The organism is Kouleothrix sp. 19917, from assembly GCF_057073505.1.
The window spans coordinates 719,132-739,542 of the sequence record NZ_CP097099.1 but is presented as its reverse complement, the minus strand read 5'-3'; the positions used below and the strand labels follow the sequence as shown (position 1 = coordinate 739,542).

Below are 20,411 nucleotides of genomic sequence, written 5' to 3'. Positions count from 1 at the left end.
TTGCTCCCCTGAAGCGGCTGCCGTGAGGCAGCCGTCCTCTTTTTGCCAGAAGCCAGGCGTCAGGAGTCAGCGGGTGTCAGTCGCAACGCTTCTTCCTGCCGCATGCCTACTGCCACCTGCCATCAGCTCAGCGCACCCACCAAGGTGCGCCACAGGGCATCGTGCGCGCCGGGCACGTAGGGCAGGTAGTTGAACACCCGGTCGAGCACGCCGTCGTAGCGCGCCCGCAGCGCCGCGCCAAGCCCTTCAAGCGGCGCCTGCACCGTGAATACTTCCAGCATCTCGTCGGTGATCAGTGCGCTCATCTGGCTCCAGCGCTTCATGGCTGCCAATCGCGAAAGCTGCTCGCCCACGTCTTCCCAGCCGTGGCAGGCCAGCACCACGCGGTAGGTCGGCGTCGAGGCGTAGAAGGCAATTTGCTCGCGCGCCATGTGCCGCGCCGTTTCGATCTCGGCGTCGTTCTGCCCGCTGACAAGAAACGCGCTGCTCACCAGCGTGATGTCGGCAGGGGTGCGACCGGCAGCCTGCGCCCCGGCGGCGATCTGCGGGCGCACGACCTCGGTGATGTATTTCGCGCTGTGGAACGGGTGGATGTGGAAGCCGTCGCAGGTTTCGCCCGCCAGCCGCGCCAGCCCTTCGTTCACGCCAGCAATGTAGATTGGAATATTCGGCTGGCGGATCGGGCCGGGGCTGAAGAAGGGCGTCATCAGCGTGTGCTGGTAGAACTGGCCCTGATAGTTCAGGCGTTCGCCGGTTTGCCAGCTCTGCCAAATCGCCCGCAGCGCCGCGATGTAGTCGCGCAGGCGCGGCACCGGCGCTTCCCAGTGCGTGCTGTAGCGCCGCTCGATGTGCGCCTTGACCTGCGTGCCCAGGCCCAAAATAAAACGCCCACCCGAGATCGCCTGCATGTCCCAGGCGTTTTGCGCCATGACCATGGGGCTGCGCGGGAAGGCGATTGTTACCGCTGTGCCAAGCTGGATGCGCTGGCTGTGTTCGGCGGCAAGGAGCAGCGGGAAAAAGCCATTATGCTGGGTTTCGGGTGCCCACAGCGCCGAAAAGCCGATTTCTTCGGCAGCGCGCGCGATCCCGGCCACATCGCGAAGGTGCGCGGCATCAATAGCCAGCGCGGCGTCGAGCTTCATTGGCAACTCCTCCAACAATGGCGTCAGCGCCGCGATTATAGACGACATCGCGGCTCTACGCAATGCGTCATGGCGGCGGGCTGGCGGCACCGTGCGATGCACTGAGTATATGCAGGGAAGTTACAAACGAGCGAAGCAGTTGCCTGGGAACCATCCACAGATGACGCAGATTGCGCAGATGAGAGGCTTCATATCTGTGTAATCTGCGCAATCTGTGGATTATGCTCGTCCGATAACTACCAAAACACCAAGGATTACATTCTCGTCCTTGGTGCCTTGGTGTCTTGGTGGTGAAAATTTACGCTAGCCGCTGAGCGTTTCGCCCGCAGCCAGCGTGCGCCACGCACCGTCGTGGATGGCGACTGGGAGCGGCGCGCCCTGCTCAAGCGTGATTGCGGCGGGGCCACTCGCGCTCGCCACGATGCGCAGCAGCCGCCCGCGCCACTGAAGCGGCAGGCGCAGTTCGCCCCAGCGCGCCGGCACCTGCGGGCGGAAGCGCAGCCCTTCGTCGGCGGGATAGAAGCCAGCAAAGCCAAATGCCAGCGCCTGCCAAATGCCGCCCAGCGCGGCGATATGCACGCCGCCGCTCGCGCCGGCCCAGCCCTTGCGCGCAAAATCGAGGTCGATGCGGGCGGCGCGCCGCAGGTAGGAATCGGCTAGCGGCAGGTCGCCCAGGCGCGCGGCCACCAGCGCGTGGATGCTTGGGCTAAGCGAGCTGTCGTGGGTGGTGCGCGGCTCGTAGAAGCGGAAATTGGCCGCGCGCACGTCGCGGGCGAAACTGTCCCACAGCAGAAACAGCAGCATCACCACGTCGGCCTGTTTGAGCGCCTGGAGGCGCTGCAATGCGTCCCAGCCGAGCTTCACATCAAGGGTCATGGCAGCGGTATCGTGGTCGCGCAGGTCGATTGTGCCGAGCTGGTGGTAGCCAGCAAACTGCTCGAACAAGCCGGTGCGCAGGTCGAAGCCGGTCACCAGTGCGTCGGCCACCTTGCGCCACTTGCCTGGTTCGCCGTCGCTTAGTTCAAGCCTGGATGACAATGCCGCCCAGCGCGCCGGTTCGGCTTGCGCCAGCTCGGCGGCGGCACCTGCGCCCGCCCGCAGCGACCAGCCGGCCATGATGTTGGTGTAGGCATTGTCGTCCACCGAGTCGTGGTATTCGTCGGGGCCGATCACGGTGCCGATATGGAAGCGCCCATCCGGCCCGGCGTGGGCGCGGCTGGCCCAGAAGCGCGCAATTTCCAGCAGCATCTCTGCGCCATACTCGAAGAAAAACGCATCGTCGCCGGTGGCCTGGCGATACTGCACAATCGCGTAGGCGATGTCGGCGGCGAGGTGATGTTCTTGCAGGCCAGTCAGGATCTGCTGGCGGCCCAGCCCCGGCACGGTGATGAATGGTGGCGTAGTTTCTTCACCGGTGTCGGTTGATTCCCAGGCGAACAGCGCGCCGCGATAACCCAGATCCTGCGCTTTGTGGCGCGCTCCCGCAAGCGTGTGGTAGCGATACATCAGCAGCGCGCGGGCCGTTTCGGGCGCGGTGAAGAGGTAAAACGGCCACACAAAGGTTTCCGTGTCCCAGAAGACATGCCCGCGATAGCGCTCGCCGGTGAGCGCGCGCGCCCCCACCGAGGCGTATTCGTCGGCGTGGGCCGCGCCGATCAGGTGGTAGAGCGCGAAACGCACCTGGCGCTGAGTCTCGTCATCGCCGCTGATCTGCACGTCGGTGCGTTCCCAGCGCGCCGCCCAGGCGCGTGTGTGCGCGGCCAGCAAGCCTTCGGCTCCCGTGCCGACGAGCGTTTCGAGCAGCATGGGCGCGGCCAGCATGGGCTGCGCGGTGTCGCGTGAACTGACGCATGCAACGATCTTTTGCATCTGCACGGGCTGGCCGGCGCGGGCCTGCCATTCCCAGCGCATGCCGATCTGTTCCTGAGCCAGAGTGGGCGTGCCGGCCAGCGATGCGCCGCTTGCGTCGAGCACGGTTGCGTGCGCCGCATAGGCGAGCTGGTAGCCCGATTGCATGGTGCGCACGGCCAGCAGCTGACCGGCAGGGAGCGTTCGCGCAGCAACCGGCGCGAGGTGCGGCGTGTGGTTTTCGTTCATCACCCGCCCGTCCACCATGCATTCCAGCGCGACGGTGCCGTCGTAGTTTTCGGGCTGGAGCGTGAGCACCTGCACCAGCGCGTGCGCGTTATCGAGCGAGACAAAGCGCAGGCTTGTGAGCTGTGTGATGCGCCCGCCCGCATCCTGCACGCGCCACGAGCGCAGCAGCACGCCCGCCCGCATGTCGAGCACGCGCCGCTGTTCGAGCAGCTCGCAGCCGGGCGCGCCAATCCGCAGCTCTGCGCCTTCCACCGTAATGCGCACGCGCGACCAATCGGGCGCGACCACCAGCTCGGGAATGGGCGCTTCCAGCTCGGGCGCCTGCGGCCGCGCCGGAGTGTTGAATACGCCCGCCACAAACGCCGACGGCCGCGAGACGGGGCTGCCTTCCTCCAATGCTGCGCGCGTGCCGCCATAGCCGTTCGCCAGCGCAAACACCGCCTCGATACTCGGCTCCAGCGCGGGGTCGAAGCCATCGTATTCAAGCAGCCAGCGCGCGTCGGCGTTGGGCTGAAAAGTGATGTGTGGGCGAGCGGTGTTCATGGCACATGCTCCTGTAACACAAAAAACGCGGCAGCGCAGTGCGCGGCACACGTTTCGCGGGCGTTTGCCCGAAGCGAAGAAATGGGAGGTTTAGCTGAGCGGCTGGAGCGACACCACCGTCACCATGTCGGTGTCGGGCGGGGTCAGGCAGCTGGGCAGGCCGTGCTGAACAACGTAGCCCCACAGGCCATCCCAGTTGGCGCTGCGCTGCCGCCGCACCCGAATCGCGCGCGGGTAGCCCAGCGTGGCGTCGTACTCGGTTTGCGCAAAGCGCTGCTCGACGCACTCGCAGCCGTTCGGGCCGCAATACTGCCGGTCGGGGTGCAGGTTCATATTGTCGACATAGGCGAACAGGTCGCTGACGGTGAGCGCATTGACCGGGCAGGAATTCTGGAAGACCTTGACCACACGCTCCTGCTCCACCTCGGCGTCGATTTTGCACCACGACGGCGCGTGAACCACCAGCCGATAATGCGAGAAGGAGCGCGTGCTCCACAGGTGCTGGGCCTCGCGCTGGGCGGCGGCGCGCGCGGCAGGCGAAGATGGGCGCGCCAGCGCCAGACCAGCCGCCATGCCCATGGCCAGCAGCACAGCGGTAGCTATCAGCAGCGCGCGCCGCACCGGGCTGAGCAGGAACGGAGCATTCATCTTCGGGCCTCCTGTGTGTGGGCTGAAGATGAATGTACACCCCGCGCAGGCGATTGTCAATGGCTCGCATCAGCCGGCCAGCAGGGCAGCGAGCGGCACGGCATCCGCGTCCGCAGCAACCCAATCGGCCCCGGCGGCGCGCAGCGCGGCGGCGTCGCCGTGGCGGGCCAGCGCCAGGCACGCCATGCCAGCGGCGCGGGCGGCCAGCACACCGGATGGTGCGTCTTCCACCACCAGGCAGGAGTCGGGCGCGGCGCGCAGTACCTCGGCAGCCAGCAGAAACAGCGCCGGGTCGGGTTTGCCGCGTGGCACGGCCCGGCCGTTCACGTTTGCGTCAAATACGTCGAGCAGGGTGGCGTCGGGCGCGAGCGAAGGGAACGCATTGCGAAAGCGCGCCAGCGGCACCTTTTGCAGAAACAGGTCGGCATTTTTCGAGGACGACGCCGCCGCCACGCGCACGCCCGCCGCCTTCAGGCGCAGCAGCAGACGAATCGCGTCGTCGTAGGCGGCAAAGGCGCTGCGCGCGATCAGCGCCAGCAGCAGGCGCTGCTTGGCCGCGCCATATTCCTCCGTGCGCCGGCCGTCGGGGTCGGGCACGCCAAAATAGTCAAGCGCGGCCTGCGCGCCGGCTTCACGCGGCTTGCCCGACACATATTCCTGGTAGACGGCGCTGGTATAGCGCTCGGGCGCATAGCGCGTGCTTGCGGCAATCGCCGCCCACGGCCCGACCATAAGCTGCGCCAGCGCATCGCGCCACGCCTGCTCGTGCGGCGAATCCACCAGCACGCCGTCGATATCGAAAATAGCCCCCTGGAAACGCATAGTGTCCTCAGTTGCCAGTATGCAGTCGGCAGGAAACAATTGGGCTGCCGTCTGCTGGCTGCACACTGCTTACTGGCCCGCAAGCCCGCTATAGCTCGCGCCTTCCATGTAGTACTTATTGAAAATAAAGAAGATGATCAGGATCGGAATCGCGTTGAACATCGATCCAACCAGGATCTTGTTCCACTCAACCGCGTACTGCGTCTTGAAGAAGTTCAGCCCAACGGTGAGCGTGAGCAGCTTGGCATCGCGCAGGTACAGGAGCGGGCCAAGAAAATCGTTCCACGAGCCCTGGAACTGGATGATCGCCAGCGTGATCAGGGCCGGGCGCGAAAGCGGCATCGCAACGCTCCAGTAGGTGCGGAAGCGGCTCGCGCCATCCATGTAGGCGGCTTCTTCCAGCTCGCGCGGAATGGATTTGAAGAACTGCGTGAGCATGAAAATGCCGAAAGGCACCACCAGCTTCGGCACGATCAAGGGCCAGTAGGTGTTGATCCAGCCGAGCTTGGCGAAAAACACATAGCCAGGAATCAGCGTCACCGCGCCGGGGATGGCCATGCTGGCAATAATAAAGGAGAAGATCAGCTCCTTGCCGGGGAAGCGCATGCGCGCAAAGGCGTAGGCCGCCAGCGAGCAGAAAAACACCTGCGTGACCATGTTCACGGCTGCCAGCCAGAAGCTGTTGAAAAACCAGCGCGCAAACACATTCTTGCCCGCGCCGCTGATCTCGACGCTCCAGGTCTGCACCCAGTTTTCGGGGTGCCACTCGCGCGGCAAAAAGGTCGGCGGGTAGGCCGTAACCTCGGGGTTGCTCTTGAATGTGCCGAGAAACGACAGAATAAAGGGCATAAACACAATGATCGCCGCGACGGTGATCAGGATGTAGCGCAGGGCGACCATTACGCTGCGGCGGGGCGATGGCCGCGGCGACGACACCGCCAGCGGGCGCTGCTCAACAGAAACTGCCATACCAGGCTCCTTCCTTCGGCGCAAGGCGCTAGAATCGTTCGCTTGAGCTTTCGATATAGCGGCGCTGGATGAAGGTGAAGAAGAAAATAATCAGCGCCAGAATAAAGGCCATAGCGGCGGCCAGCGCCGCGTTCGACGAGGTGCCCTCGCCCAACGTTTTCGTGTAGATCAGCAGCACCGGCGTCAGCGTCGATTTGAGCGGGCCGCCCTTGGTCATAATAAAGGCCTGGTCGAAGACCTGAAAGGTGCCAATCGTGCCAAGCACAATCACCAGCGTGATCACCGGGCGCAGCAGCGGCAGCGTGATGTTAAAAAAGGCGTGCAGGCCGGTCGAGCCGTCGATCTCGGCAGCTTCGTACACATAGGCCGGGATGTCTTGCAGCGCGGCCAGAAAGATCACCATCAGCGACGGAATGGTCGTGAAAATATTCATGGCCATGAGCGCCATCCAGGTGATGCTCGGCCCCTTCAGGAAGGTCGAGGTAATTTTCACGCCAAAGGGCGACAGAATGAGCTGGAACAGGCCACGCGCGTCGTTGATCCAGGCGATGTCGGTGCCGAGAAAGTAGTTGATCCAGCCGGTGCGCAGGTAGAGCCACAGGAAGATCATCGAAATCACGGCCGAGGACGCCACGCTGGGCGCGTAGAATAGTGTGCGATACAGGCGCTGGCCGCGCAGTTTGGCGTTCAGCAGCATCGCCACGGCAATCGCGCCAATGGTTTGCAGCGTCGTGACGATCACGAAATACCAGAAGACGTTGATCAGGGAGATCTGAAATTCTGGGTCGCGAAACGCGTTGATGTAGTTGCGCAGCCCAACAAAGTTCGAGGTGCGCGAAAGCGACGACTTCAGATCGGTGAAGCTGATATAGAAGGCATAGGCCAGCAGCGCGACCGTGAAAATGCCCGCGATGATCAGGTATGGCGCGATAAAGAGGTAGGCGGTAAATGCTTCCTGGCGCGCCAGGCTGCGCTGGTGCGCGCTGCGGGTGCCGGCCGCCGTTGTCGAGGTGGCCATCGGGAACCCTCCTTGGTGTGTGGCCGGGCGAAGCTGCGCAGCCCCGCCCGGCCCGATGCCATTGCCACGAATGAGCCTACTGGCTCAGCACCTGATCGACCGACTGCGCAGCCTGGTCGAGCGCGCTCTTCACGTCGGCGCCGCCCGAGAAGACCTGCTCAAGCGCATCGCCAATCGGCTTCAGCGCGTCGTCCTTCTTGGCCGGCCCGCCAAACACCAGGTCAGCGACCTTGCCATACGAGGGGGCTTCGGCCAGTACCTTGGCGTTGGGGTTCTGGTCGAAGTACGGGTCGTTCAGCAGGCTCTTGATCGTCGGCAGCGCGAAGCCGGTTTCGAGAATCGGCTTCTGGTTGGCGGCGCTGGTCAGGAAGAGTACCAGCGCGGCGGCGGCCTTCGGGTACTTGGTGCGCGCCGAGGCGGCCCAGCCATTGGTGAACACCAGCGTCGCCTCACTCCCGCCGGCCGGAACCGGCAGCGGCAGGGCGGTGTACTTCATGCTATCCGCGCCGTTGTTCGGGTCGGCCAGGAAGGGCAGCATCCAGCCGCCTTCGACCACCATCGCAACTTTGCCCTTGGCGAAGGCCTCGCCACACCAGCCCGCGCCCAGCTCTTTGAACAGTTCGCCGGTGCCGTCCTTTTTGAAGGCATACCACCAGTCAATCGCCTTGACGGCATTATCCTGGTTGAACACGGCCTTGCCATCCTGAATGATCGGGTTGCCGGTTTGCAGAATGAAGGCGGTGCCGCGCTGGCTGTCGGCGTTGGCGCACATGCCGTACACCTTGGCCGGCCCATCGCCAGCGGTCATCTTCTTGGCAGCGGCGGTCACGTCGTCCCAGGTCTTCAGGCTGGCCGGGTCAACGCCGGCCTTCTGAGCCATGTCGTCGTTCACGAACAGCGCCAGCGAGCCCTGGTCCTTGGGCAGCGCATAGGTCTTGCCGTCCTGCTGGAACAGCGAAACAAGGTCGCCCACGTAGTCGTCGGTCTTCACGCCACCTTCAGCCATCGCATCGTCAAGCGGCAGCAGCAGGTCGTTCGGGGCCAGCGCCGTCATCAGCGACGAGTCGAGGTAGAAGACGTCGGGCTCGGTGTTGCCGGCGAAGTCGGCCTTGATCTTGGTCTGGAAGTTGTCGGGCTGTGGCTCGTACGTGATTTTCACGTTCGGGTACATTTCGTTGAAGCGCGCGAAGGAATCGGTGTTGACCTTCTGCTCGGATGGGTTGCCCCAGCTCGAAACGCGCAGTACCGCGCCATCTTCCACTGCAATCTTGGGCGCGTTCATGGCTTCGCCGCCACTTGCAGCGGTGGCCGCGGCCATGGCGGTCGGCTGCTCGGCGCTGGCCGCCGTCGGTTCGGCCATCGCCGTTGGCTCGGCCATTGCGGTCGGCTGCTCGGCGCTGGCCGCTGTAGCAGCAGGCGCGGCCGTTGCCGCTTCGCCACCACCCGTGGCCGCCGTTGGGCTGGCCGTGCTGCCACCGCCGCCACATGCGGCCAGCAGCGGCACAAGCAGCGCCAGCAAAAGAATCAGTCCACTTACTCGCTTGGGAGCTACCATCTGATGCCTCCTTGCATATGTGTGCCAGGTCTCACCCTTCTGATACTGCTTGGTCGTCGGTTCGGCGCGTCCATGCGCCAAGAGCATCACCACCTTTCTGCGCGGCTGCGCACATTACACGGCCACCTGGGCCGAATTGGTCTGAATATCGAGGTGCGCGCCCTGCAGCGCGATCTGGTATGTCACTCCTGCTGGAACGTCAAGCTCCAGCCACGTGCCTTCCGCGTCGCTGTGCAGCGCGGCAGATGCGGTTTCCACCACACCCGGCAGCCGGTAACGCAGGCGCAGTGGTTCCGGGCCGTCGCGATGCGTCAGGTACAACCCACCTTCTGTGACGCGAATATCGATCTGGTGCGCGCCCACGCGTACGCCGTTGAGCTGCGCGGCCGGCCATTCTGCCAGCAGGCAGGGCGCGATGCCAAGCTCATGCCGATCTGCGCGTGGCCGCAGCCCAAACAAGCCCTCGACCAGGCCCTGCACATACAGCCCGGCCGACCAGAGCTGCACAAAGCACAGCCCGATTGGAATGAGTTCCTTGAAGGTGCCAAGCGTGCCGCGCTCGGTGGTCGCAGCGATATTTTTCAGCAGGCGCACACCAAGCTCGGGCTTGCCATAGCGGAATGCGGCCAGCGCCAGCACACCCGTTGGCAGCGTCCACACCGACTCTTCGCGCCCATGCGTATGCACCAAACCCCACTCGTTCACCCATTCGCGCTCGATGCGCTCTAATGCGCGTCGCGCTCGCTCGTCGCTGGCCATGCCTAGCTGCAGCGGCAGCGCCACCGTCCAGTGGCCGTCGAGCTGCGGGCGCAGATCGGTGTGGAGCGAGTCGGCGTACATGCCTTCGTCCTCCAGCCACCAGTCCTGCTCGAAGTGTTCGCCCAGCTCATGAAGGCGGCTAGCGTAGCGCGCAGCCTCGGCAGGCATATCGAGCGCGGCGGCCATGTCGCGCAGGGCGCGCAGCGCACCAAACAGGTAGCAGGTGCTGTCGAGCTTGCGCGCGCCCATGCCGGGCCGCTCGACCACGCCGTCGCCAATCGGGTAGATGCCGCCGACCGCGCCCCACAGCGCTGGCATGTACTGGTCGATGCCCTCGCGGCAGAGCGGGAAAACCTGCTCAAGAAAGGCACGGTCGCCAGTCCAGCGGAAAAAATCCCAGCAGGCGATTACGAACTGCGGCGTTTCCTGCGTGTTGCCGGGGTGAAACACGCGCCCGTTGGTGGTGATTTCATGCGGGATGCGGCCGCAGGCGCGCTCGCCGTAGGCTGCCAGCGCCAGCAGCGCGCTGCGACTGGTTTCGGCAAAGCCAGCCGCCACCGCTCCGGGAATGCTGTACTCGGTGTCGCAGCCGAACAGCTGCGGGTACTCGGGGATGCCAGCCAGGAAGTAGGGTGGCAGCGCGGGCGCGTAGTCGGCGCGCAGCAGCTCGAAATTGGCTTTGGCCAGCGCAAAACCGCGATCAATCGCTGGGTCGGGTGTGGCGAGCGCCACGCCGCCAAATGCGCTATGCGCGTAGCGTTCGATTTTGCGGGCCAGCAGCGCCGCGCCCTGACCATGCAGCTCGTCCAGCATGCGGCGCGCGGCGGCGTGGCCGCCCTGGTGCTCGCCCACCAGCGTGAACTGCCAGCGCGCCCGCGCGCCAGGGGCCAGCGCAAACGGGTAGGCCAGCGTCGCAACCGAACCCCCACCATCGCGTGGGGCAATCGCGCAGCGCGCGGGCGCCTCGCCAGTGCCGCAGGCCACGCCCCACGCCTCCGGCCAGTGCTCGTCAGCACCCAGCAGCGCCGCGCCCTCACGCCAGTAACGCCCGCCACCGCCTGGCAGCGCGCCAAACCAGCAGCCCAGGAATTTCAGCCATACCGCCAATTCCAGCTCGCCAGACAGTGCTGCGTCGCCAATGTTTTCGAGCTCAAGCAGCGACACAAAGGCGGCCGCGTCGTCGGCCACAAAATCGCGCCGCAGCAAGCGCAGCCCGGCATAGCGCTCGCGCCACTCAAGATGCGTCAGCGCTTCGGTCACGCTGCGTTCGCGCCGTGGCAGCGGCGTGCCACCGGGCATAGCCAGCGCGACCGTCACGCCGTCGGCAACCTTGATCGGGTGCGCCCAGATGCCGCCCATCTCGCCAAGCAGGTGCTCCGCGCCAATCGGCGTCACCGCGCCATCGGAGGTGCCTACGGCATACATATGCGGCCCAGCCAGGAAATACGGCGTGGCAACGCCATCGCTCGCAACAGCGTCCAGTGTGTATGGCCCAAATTGCAGCGCGCGTGCAGCCATAACGAACCTAGCTTAGATAACGTAAACGTTTACGTATACAACCGAAAGAGCTTTCTCAAAACAGACAACACTGAAAACGTTTGAGTAGTGCCTACTATCTCTGCACGTTATGTGCCACCGAATTGGCAGGTACGTAAACGTTTGCGTAATAGCGAATAAAAAAAGCCTTGCCTCGTCTGAGAGCTGGTTTCTTCCCGCCGCGCCTACGTCGTGCTGCGCACCACCAGGCGCGGCGGCAGCAGCACCTGGCGCGGCCCGGGCTCGTTTTGCAGCACGCGCAGCACCATGGCGATCAGCTCGTCGCACACCTGGTCGAAGGGTTGCTGCATGGTGGTGAGCGGCGGGGCGGTGTGTGCCGCCAGTGGCAGGTCGTCAAAGCCAATGATCGCGTAGTCGCGGCCGGCTTCCAGCCCGTGCCGCCGCGCCACGCCCATCGCGTAAAGCGCCAGCATGTCGCTTGCGGCGACAAAGGCGGTTGGCGGCTCGGCCAGCGCCAGCAGGCGCTCCATGGCGCGGCGCGCATCGCTTTCGTTATTCAGCGTTACGTCAACATACGCGGGCGGCACATTCAGGCCGGCTTCGCGCATGGCCCGCAGAAAGCCATCGCGCCGGTGCAGCGCATACGAATACTCGAGCGGCATGCCCAGAAAGGCCACGCGCTGGTGGCCGCGCCCGAGTACATGGCGCGTGGCCGTGTAGACACCTTCTTCGCCATCAACATCGACGTAGGCGTAATCGTGGCCCACCGCGCTGCGCCCAAAGGCAATAAAGCTCAGCCCCTGCTCGGCCAGCGCAATCAGGCGCGGGTCGTGCAGGCGCGTGTCGGCGAGGATCAGGCCATCGGCGCGGCCCGAGCGCAGCAGCCGCCCAACGTCGGCCAGGTTGGATGCGCCATTGGTGGCCGGGTGGATCAGCAGATCCATGCCGTGCTGCGCGCAGCGGTCGGCCAGCACAGTAATAAAATCTTTGAACAGCAGGTCGGCCGCCGGGCGGTTGCTGACATCGGCGACATAGGCGACGGTGTTGGTGCGCTGGCCTTGCAGACTGCGCGCAATCGCGTTCGGGTGGTAATCGAGCTCGGCCGCAACGGCTATTATCTCGCGGCGCTTGTCGGGGCTTACGCCGGGGACGTTGTTCAATGCGCGCGAAACTGTTGCGGGCGAGACGCCCACACGCTCGGCGATTTCGACAATTGTTCGCTTGGACATGGCTGGCCTTTCGAACACAGCGCGCGAACCAGATTGAAAACGTTTGCGTTAGCGTATCATAGCGCGAGGTTTTGTGCTTGTCAAGCCGGTTCGGGTCGCAGGCTGTCTGGGCGGACCTGTGTGTCCGCCTTTTTTGTTTGCTCAGGCCGCAAGCAGTACTTACTTCAAGCCAGTTTGCTCGGGCCGCATGGCCGCAGGGGGCGACGCCCGCCCCCTGCACCCCCAGCGTCGGGGCTATCGCCCCGAACCCCAAATTTGATGCCGGTAGCAAATGCAAAGATTGGCGTGCATGCCTCCGTTATGCCGTCCGCTGGCAGCAAACAATATAAGCATTCGAAGCTAACAAGTTGGTACAGCAATTCTCGCCCGATGCCTTGCCTCCATCCATAACGAAGGCATTCCAGGCAGTACTTACTTCAAGCCAGTTTGCTCGGGCCACATGGCCGCAGGGGGCGACGCCCGCCCCCTGCACCCCCAGCGTCGGGGCTATCGCCCCGAACCCCAAATTTGATGCCGGTAGCAAATGCAAAGATTGGCGTGCATGCCTCCGTTATGCCGTCCGCTGGCAGCAAACAATAGATAGCAATCCAAGTTGCGGCGCGTTTTGCGCAATTTGATTGTTGGGGATATTTCAAGGCGTCACATGGTCGCTCAATGGTGTTACACAGCCATCTATGTGCATCAAATCGTCGCTCCAATGTGTCACATGCTTGTTCGCGAGGCTTGAATGCTCGTTCACGAGGCTTGAATGCTCGCTCGCGGGGCTTGAATGCTCGCTCGCGGGGCTTTGCTGCAACCACCGCCATGCTTGGCGACAGGTCACGCTGAATGGCACGACCTACCACCCCGAGGATGAGGTGCACTACTCGTGGTTTGCCCGCGAAAGCCCGTCGCGCGCGGCGCAGGGCTATTTCACCTACCTCAACAACGTTGCGGACGTGGCACACGGCTGCTAGGAAATCACTGGCGTTTGGCATGGCGAAGGGATGCGGGCAGGTATTCGCATCCCTTTGGCAAAACTATAAGTAAAGGCCGCACTCAAAATTTATTTGTATCACGAAAATTTCGTATATGGATATAGGGTAACGTTTCACGCTACTTTAGCCACTGATACCCAATAATTCCATTAGGGTAGCTATATTCTTGGGTAGATCCATCTGCGCGTTGGATGATGGATAGCTGTATTGAAATCCCACCAAAATCTGCACTTGTTGAGGCCATGACTGCAACTCTTTCGCTGTCGGGTGACCAACTTAATGCACCAATCATTACAGGCTCTTCAATTTTGATCGTCGCTTTTGTGGCAATGTCCGTTAGAAACAGCGTCCTGTTGTCTACGATATACGCCAACGTACGATTATCAGGAGACCACAAAAGATTAAATGTATCCGGAATGGAAATTGAGGTCCGCGTATTATCTACGAGATTTATTAATTGGCAGCTCGAAGAATCAACCGCCTCCTGAATAAGAATATGTTGACCATCTGGTGACCAAACAAAACGCACTCCTATGCCCAGGTCTCGCTCTGCACTGCCAGTTGGCCCGACCAAATAGACGTGCTGAGCACCCAGTGGCCCACGCACAAGGGCAAGTTGGCTCCCATCCGGCGACCATCGAAAGTATCCAACATCACCATCTATAGTTCTTGTGCGGGCGCGGGTATTGAGGTCGACTATCACCAAGCGTAGCGTTGTTACATCCTCACCAAATGCAATATACTTTTCGTCGGGCGACCATGTGTATGCAAAAAAGCTCTGTGCTGGAATTGTGAATGGCAATTCGCCAGTAAGAGGATGTATGGCCAAACCTTGTGGCTCGTTTGGATACATCACTGCACGCTCGCTTGGCGACCATATTGCAAATCCTGGGCTTACAGGTTTTGGCAACAATGTCGTATGGCTGCCATCCATGTAAAGCAGTTCAAGCGTCTGGCCTGTGAGCAGCATTGTATTACCATCGGGAGACCAGTCTGGCTCGCCGTAAAATCCATCAATAGCACTTTCTTGGCCCGAAAAGTCGATTAGTCAACATCTGTTCTGTACTTTTGGCGTGTTCCTTGGCAACCGTCGTTGCCGGACAGCTATTCAGGCGTCGGGGATAGATAGACTTTGCCGGTCTCCCATTCATCACTGGTTTCCATTGCGAGTGCCGTCACCAGTCGCAGGCAGGAGGCTTCGTTCGGAAACACTCCCACCACGCGCGTGCGCCGGCGGATTTCCTGGTTCAGGCGTTCCAATCCGTTGGTTGTGCGCACGCGCTGCTGGTGATGTGCGGGAAAGGCAAACACGGTCAATCCTTCGGGAAGAGCCGTCTCCAACCAGGTCGCGAGCTTGGAGGCACTCTTGGCATACTGTTGCACTGTTTGAGCGAGCAAGACGTCAGCCGCTGCACGGCTTGGCGCGTTGAAGATCGTGCGAATGGCAGCGGCGACGTCGCGTTTCATCTCCTGGCGCGGCACGAAGGCTTGCGCGTTCTGCTGGAGATGGAATTGACACCGCTGCCACGGCACCCCGCCAAAGACGGCTTTACGGGCCGCTCCCAGACCGGTATGCGCATCGCTAATCACCAGTTCGATGCCACTCAAGCCACGCTCGACCAGCGATTGGAGAAACAGACGCCAATGCACTTCCTGCTCGCTCACGGCGACGGACACGCCTAAGAGCGCACGTCTCCCGTCTTCGAGAACGCCCATCGCCAGCAGCACAGCGGCATCGCGCACCTGCCCATCAATACGCACTTTTTCATAGCGCGCATCCAGGTACAGATAGCGCGTCTTGCCCAAGCGGCGTTCGCGCCACTGCGAGAGCTGCTCGTCAAGCTGCTGAGCGGCGCGGCTGACCTGCATGGAGTCGAGCTGTACGCCACACAACTGCTCGGTGATCGCCGCCACTTTGCGGGTCGACACACCTTGCACATACATCTCGGCCAAGGCCAGGGTCAGGGCACGCTCACTGCGCAGACCACGTTCGAGCGCCGAGGGATAGAAGCTGCTGTCGCGCACCTGCGGCACGGCAAAGGTGATGTCACCCACGCGCGTAGTGACGGTCTTGGGCTTGTAGCCGTTGGCGTAGCCCTGGCGCTCGGCTGTGCGTTCGTAAGGCGCGGCGCGCAGATACTGCTGACGTTCGGCCTGCATGGCTGCGTTGAGCATGACGCGAATCAGTTCGGGCAGGGCGTCCAATCCGTGCTCAGTGATCATCCGCATCAGGTCGTCGGATAGGGTACAATCGGGCTGGCGGGTCATCGGGTGCTCCTTTCTTGGTCGTCTCAGCAACGCCAAGGATACACCCGACCCCGCCTTCTCCGGCGGTGGTCTTTTCCGAAAGTACAGAACCTATGTTACACCGTCGAAAAGTCGCCGGCGCGCACACCAGCAAACCGCGCCTCTTGACCGAGGGACTCGAAAAGAGAGCAAGCAATACGCGGATGCTGTGGTGCCCACACAAAGTCGTTGCAGGCAAAAGAAAGTGTCTGCCCAACGCGAGCGGGTTCGCCTAGGACGATTGTGTCAATATGCCAGTTACCCGGAAGTTTTTGACCTTGCGTTCCTGCAAGTACCGCTAAGTCTGGTGGCGGCACCTTGCTTATCATCGGTAAGAAAATGCCTGTTATATTTTGCTGTGAATGTGCATTCATCGGAAGTATCAGTGTACAGAATAGTGCCATACATACGCCATACAAATATACATTCTTCATGCTGCGCATACCCACTCCTTCATATGCTTATAATTATATCCATGCACAATGAGATAGTAGCATATCTTTATCTTCTTTCCAATCTAAAATGTACGTACTAAACGCACATATTAACATTTTCTAATTAACTGGCAACCGTTTGGGTAGTCTGCTGTACACACTATTTTTGTGTATAACGCGATATAATGAACAATAATCCAACCATCGGTTACTCTTTTAATGTTTCGTTATACATAGTAAAGTAGTAATCATGTTAGGCAGGTAACGCAGCGATCTTCGCCGTTTGGTCGGACTGACGTGTCTGCCTCACCCTTCTTTGTTTGCTCAGGCCGCAAGGCCGCCGGGGCTCGCGCCGCCCCGGCACCCGGCGTCGGGGCTATCGCCCCGAACCCTCAATTTGATGCCGGTAGCAAATGCGATGATTGGCGTGCATGCCTCCGTTATGCCATCCGCTGGCAGCAAACAATATAAGAATTCGAAGCTAACAAGTTGGTACAGCAATTCTCGCCCGATGCCTTGCCTCCACCCACAACGGAGGCATGACAACGGGCATTTCGCAGGCCAGCCACGCTCTTTGCAGGGTCCAGGGACGCAGTCCCGGCCGGCGAGTGCAGAGGGCCGCAGCCGGCCCTTTGCCGCGGAGCGCGAGGGCGCGTAGCCCTCGCAACAAACCAGATAGTGATCAGCGCCTATCGTCCGATGCCTTGCCTCCATCCACAACGGAGGCATGACAGGCAGTGCCAGCTTCAAGCCAGCTTGCTCAGGCCGCAAGGCCGCCGGGGCTCGCGCCGCCCCGGCACCCGGCGTCGGGGCTATCGCCCCGAACCCCAAATTTGATGTGGGTATCAACTGGAATGTGATTGGGTCATGCCTCCGTTATGCTGCCCGGTGGCAGTGAATGATAAGCGAAGGCGGCAGCTTCCAAAGCTGGTAAAGCACGTATCGTCCGATGCCTTGCCTCCATCCACAACGGAGGCATGACAGGCAGTGCCAGCTTCAAGCCAGCTTGCTCAGGCCGCAAGGCCGCCGGGGCTCGCGCCGCCCCGGCACCCGGCGTCGGGGCTATCGCCCCGAACCCCAAATTTTAGGTGGTCATTATATTGAGGTTTGTGTGGCATGCCTCCGTTATGCTGCCCGCTGGCAGTGAATGATAAGCGAAGGCGGCAGCTTCCAAAGCTGGTAAAGCACGTATCGTCCGATGCCTTGCCTCCATCCACAACGGAGGCATGACAGGCAGTGCCAGCTTCAAGCCAGCTTGCTCAGGCCGCAAGGCCGCCGGGGCTCGCGCCGCCCCGGCACCCGGCGTCGGGGCTTGCGCCCCGAACCCCAAATTTTAGGTGGTCATTATATTGAGGTTTGTGTGGCATGCCTCCGTTATGCTTGCCGCTGGCATCAAACAAAACATCTCTATTCATCTACCACGCCGGTATTGCCACAGCATTCTATCGACCGATGCCTTGCATTTATCCACAACGGGGGCATGATCGCAAAGCATCTCGCCAGCCGGCCACGCTCATTAAGGGGTCCAGGGGCAGCGCCCCGGCCGGGGAGTGCAGAGGGCCGCGGTCGGCCCTTTGCCGCGGGGCACGGGGCCGCGCAGGCCCCGGCAGATTTTTATCGAGAGGGAGCCTTTGCCGCGGGGCACGGGGCCGCGCAGGCCCCGGCAGATTTTTATCGAGAGGGAGCCTTTGCCGCGGGGAACGGGGCCGCGCAGGCCCCGGCAGATTTTTATCGAGAGGGAGCCTTTGCCGCGGGGCACGGGGCCGCGCAGGCCCCGGCAATCTCACCTGTGAAACACCACCCTACGGAGCCGCCGTAGCCGCCGGGCTCGCCGCAGGCGTCGCATCCATGCCAACCAGCGCCGCCCCATAGCGCGCGCGCTGCTCCGCCGTCAGCTCCGGAACATAGCGATTGGCGTAGGTCCAGTCAATCAGCTCGTTCAACGAGAGAACCTGCCACAGCCGCAGCGTGCTGTCGTCGGACCCCGACACGACGGTCTTGCCGTCCGGGCTGAACGCGACCGCATACACGAGGGAGCTGTGGCCCTGGAGCGTGCGCACACTCTGCCCACTCGCCACGTCCCACACCCGCAGCGTGCTGTCTCCTGACCCCGACACGACGGTCTTGCCGTCCGGGCTGAACGCGACCGCATTCACGTCGGAGCTGTGGCCCTCAAGCGTGCGCAGATTGGTACCACTCGCTACGTCCCACAGCCGCAGCGTGCTGTCTCCTGACCCCGACACGACGGTCTTGCCGTCCGGGCTGAACGCGACCGCTCTTACGGCGTCGCTGTGGCTCTGGATCGTGCGCACACTCTGCCCACTCGCCACGTCCCACACCCGCAGCGTGCTGTCTGAGGACCCCGACACGACGGTCTTGCCGTCCGGGCTGAACGCGACCGCTCTTACGGCGCCGCTGTGGCTCTGGATCGTGCGCACACTCTGCCCACTCGCCACGTCCCACAGCCGCAGCGTGCTGTCTCCTGACCCCGACACGACGGTCTTACCGTCCGGGCTGAACGCGACCGCATACATGAGGGCGGGATCGCCTTGGAGCGTGCGCACACTCTGCCCAGTCGCCACGTCCCACAGCCGCAGCGTGCTGTCGTAGGACCCCGACACGATGGTCTTGCCGTCCGGGCTGAACGCGACCGCTGACACGGCGTCGCTGTGGCCCTCAAGCGTGCGCACACTCTGCCCACTCGCCACGTCCCACAGCCGCAGCGTGCTGTCGTAGGACCCCGACACGACGGTCTTGCCGTCCGGGCTGAACGCGACCGCATACACGGCGTCGCTGTGGCCCTCAAGCGTGCGCACACTCTGCCCACTCGCCACGTCCCACAGCCGCAGCGTGCTGTCGTAGGACCCCGACACGACGGTCTTGCCGTCCGGGCTGAACGCGACCGCATTCACGTCGGAGCTGTGGCCAGCCAGGCGCCGCCGCGTGCCTGGTGCAACCGCTGCCTGCGCCAATACTGCTTCAGCCTGTTGAAGCCTGGAGTCGGCATGCAGCGCGATAAGCGCACGCAGCCGTGCCTGATCAAGATTGCCTTCTGCTAGTGCCGCCTGCGCATCGGAAACCATCAGTTGCCGCAGCGTGGCCCGGTTGGCTTCCTGCGCATTCTTGACCGCGCTTACTGCAGTTGCTTGCGCCAATTCTGCGTTTGCTACTGCAGTCTTTGCGCTGTTCTCGTTCGTCTGCGATGTTTGCTGCGCGGCAACCGCGGCATCTTTCTGCTCTTGTAGCTCGGCTTCACGAGAACGCGAGCCGAATAGAAAGAGGGCGAGCATCAGCACCAGCGCCGCCAGCGCGCCAATGGCGATCAGGCCAACGCTGCAAACGGCGTGGCAGGTAGTCGCGCGGTAACGCCGCGTTGACCCAATGTGCATCGAACACCGTGGCATAAATGCGATTACGCGATTCGAGTGCGCGCCCTTCGCGCCTCACCACTCCTGCCAGCTTCAGGTGCGCCTTAGGCAATGCGCGCTCGTCGTCGAGCACTACCAGTCCGCGCAGCACATCGCGGTAGGTCGTCAGCACACGAACCGGGTCGGGTGCGCGCCGCGTCAGCATATCGCGCACAAACTGCAGGTTGTTATCCTGCCGGCTCTGCTCTCCCAGGAACAAGTCGTGGACCAGTACATCAACACACTCGGGTGTACGTTCAGCGGGTGGCTGTGCAGCAACTGCCGCGCACAGGCGCTGGGTCAGGTATGGGTGCCCGTTCGTCCAATCGAGGATGCGAGCAAGTGCGCGCATTCCTTGCTCAGCAGGTAAATTCAAGCCAGCAGCAAAGAGCAATGCTTCATCTGCGCCGAAATCGCTCAGCTCAATCTGCCGGCCGATATTAAACGGTGTGCGCTGGGGATCTTTGATCAGGTCGCCGGGGATAGCCACGCCGATCAGCACAAACGACAAGCGCTCCAGCGTGGGCTGCTGCGCGCGCGCGTTGTACAACGCGCGGATCGCGGCATAGAAGTCGTCGGTGAAGTCGAGGCTCAGCGTGGTGTCGATCTCGTCGACAAAGATCACAACCCGCTCTGCGATTTCGCCAAGCACTACATCGCGCAGAAACTCGGTCAGCCGCTGCGCCGGTCCCAGGTGTGCGCGCGCGTTCCACCACGCCACCGGCTCGGTCGCCAGCCCAAGCTGGTCGGCCACCTCGGTCGCCAGGCCCAGGTACCATTGCTCGGCGCTCAGCGATGTGCCGATCAGCGTCAGGTCGATCAGCACAGTGCGAATGCCTTCCGCATTCAAGCGCCGCGCCGTCTCAGTCATCAGGCTCGATTTGCCCATCTGCCGCGCGGTCAGCACATACGCGAACGCGCCTTCGCGGCACAACTGCAAAAGCTCGGCGTCGGCCGCGCGTTCCACATATAGCCCACTGCCGGCCTGCACCGTGCCGCCAATTGTGTAGATGCTGTCGCTCGTCATT

At 62.5% G+C, this 20,411-nt stretch carries 14 protein-coding genes; all 14 read right to left on the bottom strand.

Features of this window, described 5'->3' with window-relative positions; genetic code table 11:
• Positions 1 to 122: 122 nt before the first annotated feature.
• Positions 123 to 1,142, bottom strand: coding sequence for a TIGR03617 family F420-dependent LLM class oxidoreductase (locus M1P90_RS02970; protein ID WP_483701168.1), 1,020 nt, complete (start codon positions 1,140 to 1,142; stop codon positions 123 to 125).
• 303 nt (positions 1,143 to 1,445) lie between these two features.
• Positions 1,446 to 3,782: a glycoside hydrolase family 65 protein gene (locus tag M1P90_RS02965; protein WP_483701167.1), complete on the bottom strand. Its 2,337-nt coding sequence runs from the start codon at positions 3,780 to 3,782 to the stop codon at positions 1,446 to 1,448.
• Positions 3,783 to 3,872: 90 nt separating this feature from the next.
• Entirely contained in the window at positions 3,873 to 4,430 is a 558-nt protein-coding gene (locus M1P90_RS02960; protein ID WP_483701166.1) for a hypothetical protein, read from the bottom strand.
• Between the two features lie 69 nt (positions 4,431 to 4,499).
• Positions 4,500 to 5,252, bottom strand: a complete 753-nt coding sequence (locus M1P90_RS02955; protein WP_483701165.1) for an HAD family hydrolase — start codon at positions 5,250 to 5,252, stop codon at positions 4,500 to 4,502.
• 69 nt (positions 5,253 to 5,321) lie between these two features.
• Positions 5,322 to 6,221: a carbohydrate ABC transporter permease gene (locus M1P90_RS02950; RefSeq protein WP_483701164.1), complete on the bottom strand. Its 900-nt coding sequence runs from the start codon at positions 6,219 to 6,221 to the stop codon at positions 5,322 to 5,324.
• A 28-nt stretch (positions 6,222 to 6,249) separates the two neighbouring features.
• Positions 6,250 to 7,239 carry a carbohydrate ABC transporter permease gene (locus M1P90_RS02945; RefSeq protein ID WP_483701163.1) on the bottom strand — a complete coding sequence of 330 codons (990 nt, stop codon included), beginning with the start codon at positions 7,237 to 7,239 and terminating at the stop codon, positions 6,250 to 6,252.
• Between the two features lie 76 nt (positions 7,240 to 7,315).
• Entirely contained in the window at positions 7,316 to 8,794 is a 1,479-nt protein-coding gene (locus M1P90_RS02940) for an extracellular solute-binding protein (protein ID WP_483701162.1), read from the bottom strand.
• A gap of 114 nt (positions 8,795 to 8,908) precedes the next feature.
• Positions 8,909 to 11,071, bottom strand: a complete 2,163-nt coding sequence (locus M1P90_RS02935) for an amylo-alpha-1,6-glucosidase (RefSeq protein WP_483701161.1) — start codon at positions 11,069 to 11,071, stop codon at positions 8,909 to 8,911.
• 203 nt (positions 11,072 to 11,274) lie between these two features.
• Positions 11,275 to 12,279, bottom strand: a complete 1,005-nt coding sequence (locus M1P90_RS02930) for a LacI family DNA-binding transcriptional regulator (protein WP_483701160.1) — start codon at positions 12,277 to 12,279, stop codon at positions 11,275 to 11,277.
• Positions 12,280 to 13,374: 1,095 nt separating this feature from the next.
• On the bottom strand, positions 13,375 to 14,226 hold the full coding sequence (locus tag M1P90_RS02925) for a TolB family protein (protein WP_483701159.1): 852 nt from the start codon (positions 14,224 to 14,226) through the stop codon (positions 13,375 to 13,377).
• Positions 14,227 to 14,360: 134 nt separating this feature from the next.
• On the bottom strand, positions 14,361 to 15,524 hold the full coding sequence (locus M1P90_RS02920) for an IS256 family transposase (RefSeq protein WP_483701158.1): 1,164 nt from the start codon (positions 15,522 to 15,524) through the stop codon (positions 14,361 to 14,363).
• Positions 15,525 to 15,619: 95 nt separating this feature from the next.
• Entirely contained in the window at positions 15,620 to 15,985 is a 366-nt protein-coding gene (locus M1P90_RS02915; RefSeq protein WP_483701157.1) for a hypothetical protein, read from the bottom strand.
• Between the two features lie 1,793 nt (positions 15,986 to 17,778).
• Positions 17,779 to 19,266, bottom strand: a complete 1,488-nt coding sequence (locus M1P90_RS02910; protein ID WP_483704741.1) for a WD40 repeat domain-containing protein — start codon at positions 19,264 to 19,266, stop codon at positions 17,779 to 17,781.
• The gene (locus tag M1P90_RS02905; protein ID WP_483701156.1) at positions 19,229 to 20,410 is read right to left on the bottom strand and encodes an AAA-like domain-containing protein; all 1,182 of its coding nucleotides are present in this window, start codon (positions 20,408 to 20,410) and stop codon (positions 19,229 to 19,231) included. Before M1P90_RS02905 ends, M1P90_RS02910 begins: the two co-directional genes overlap by 38 nt.
• Position 20,411 lies beyond the last annotated feature (1 nt).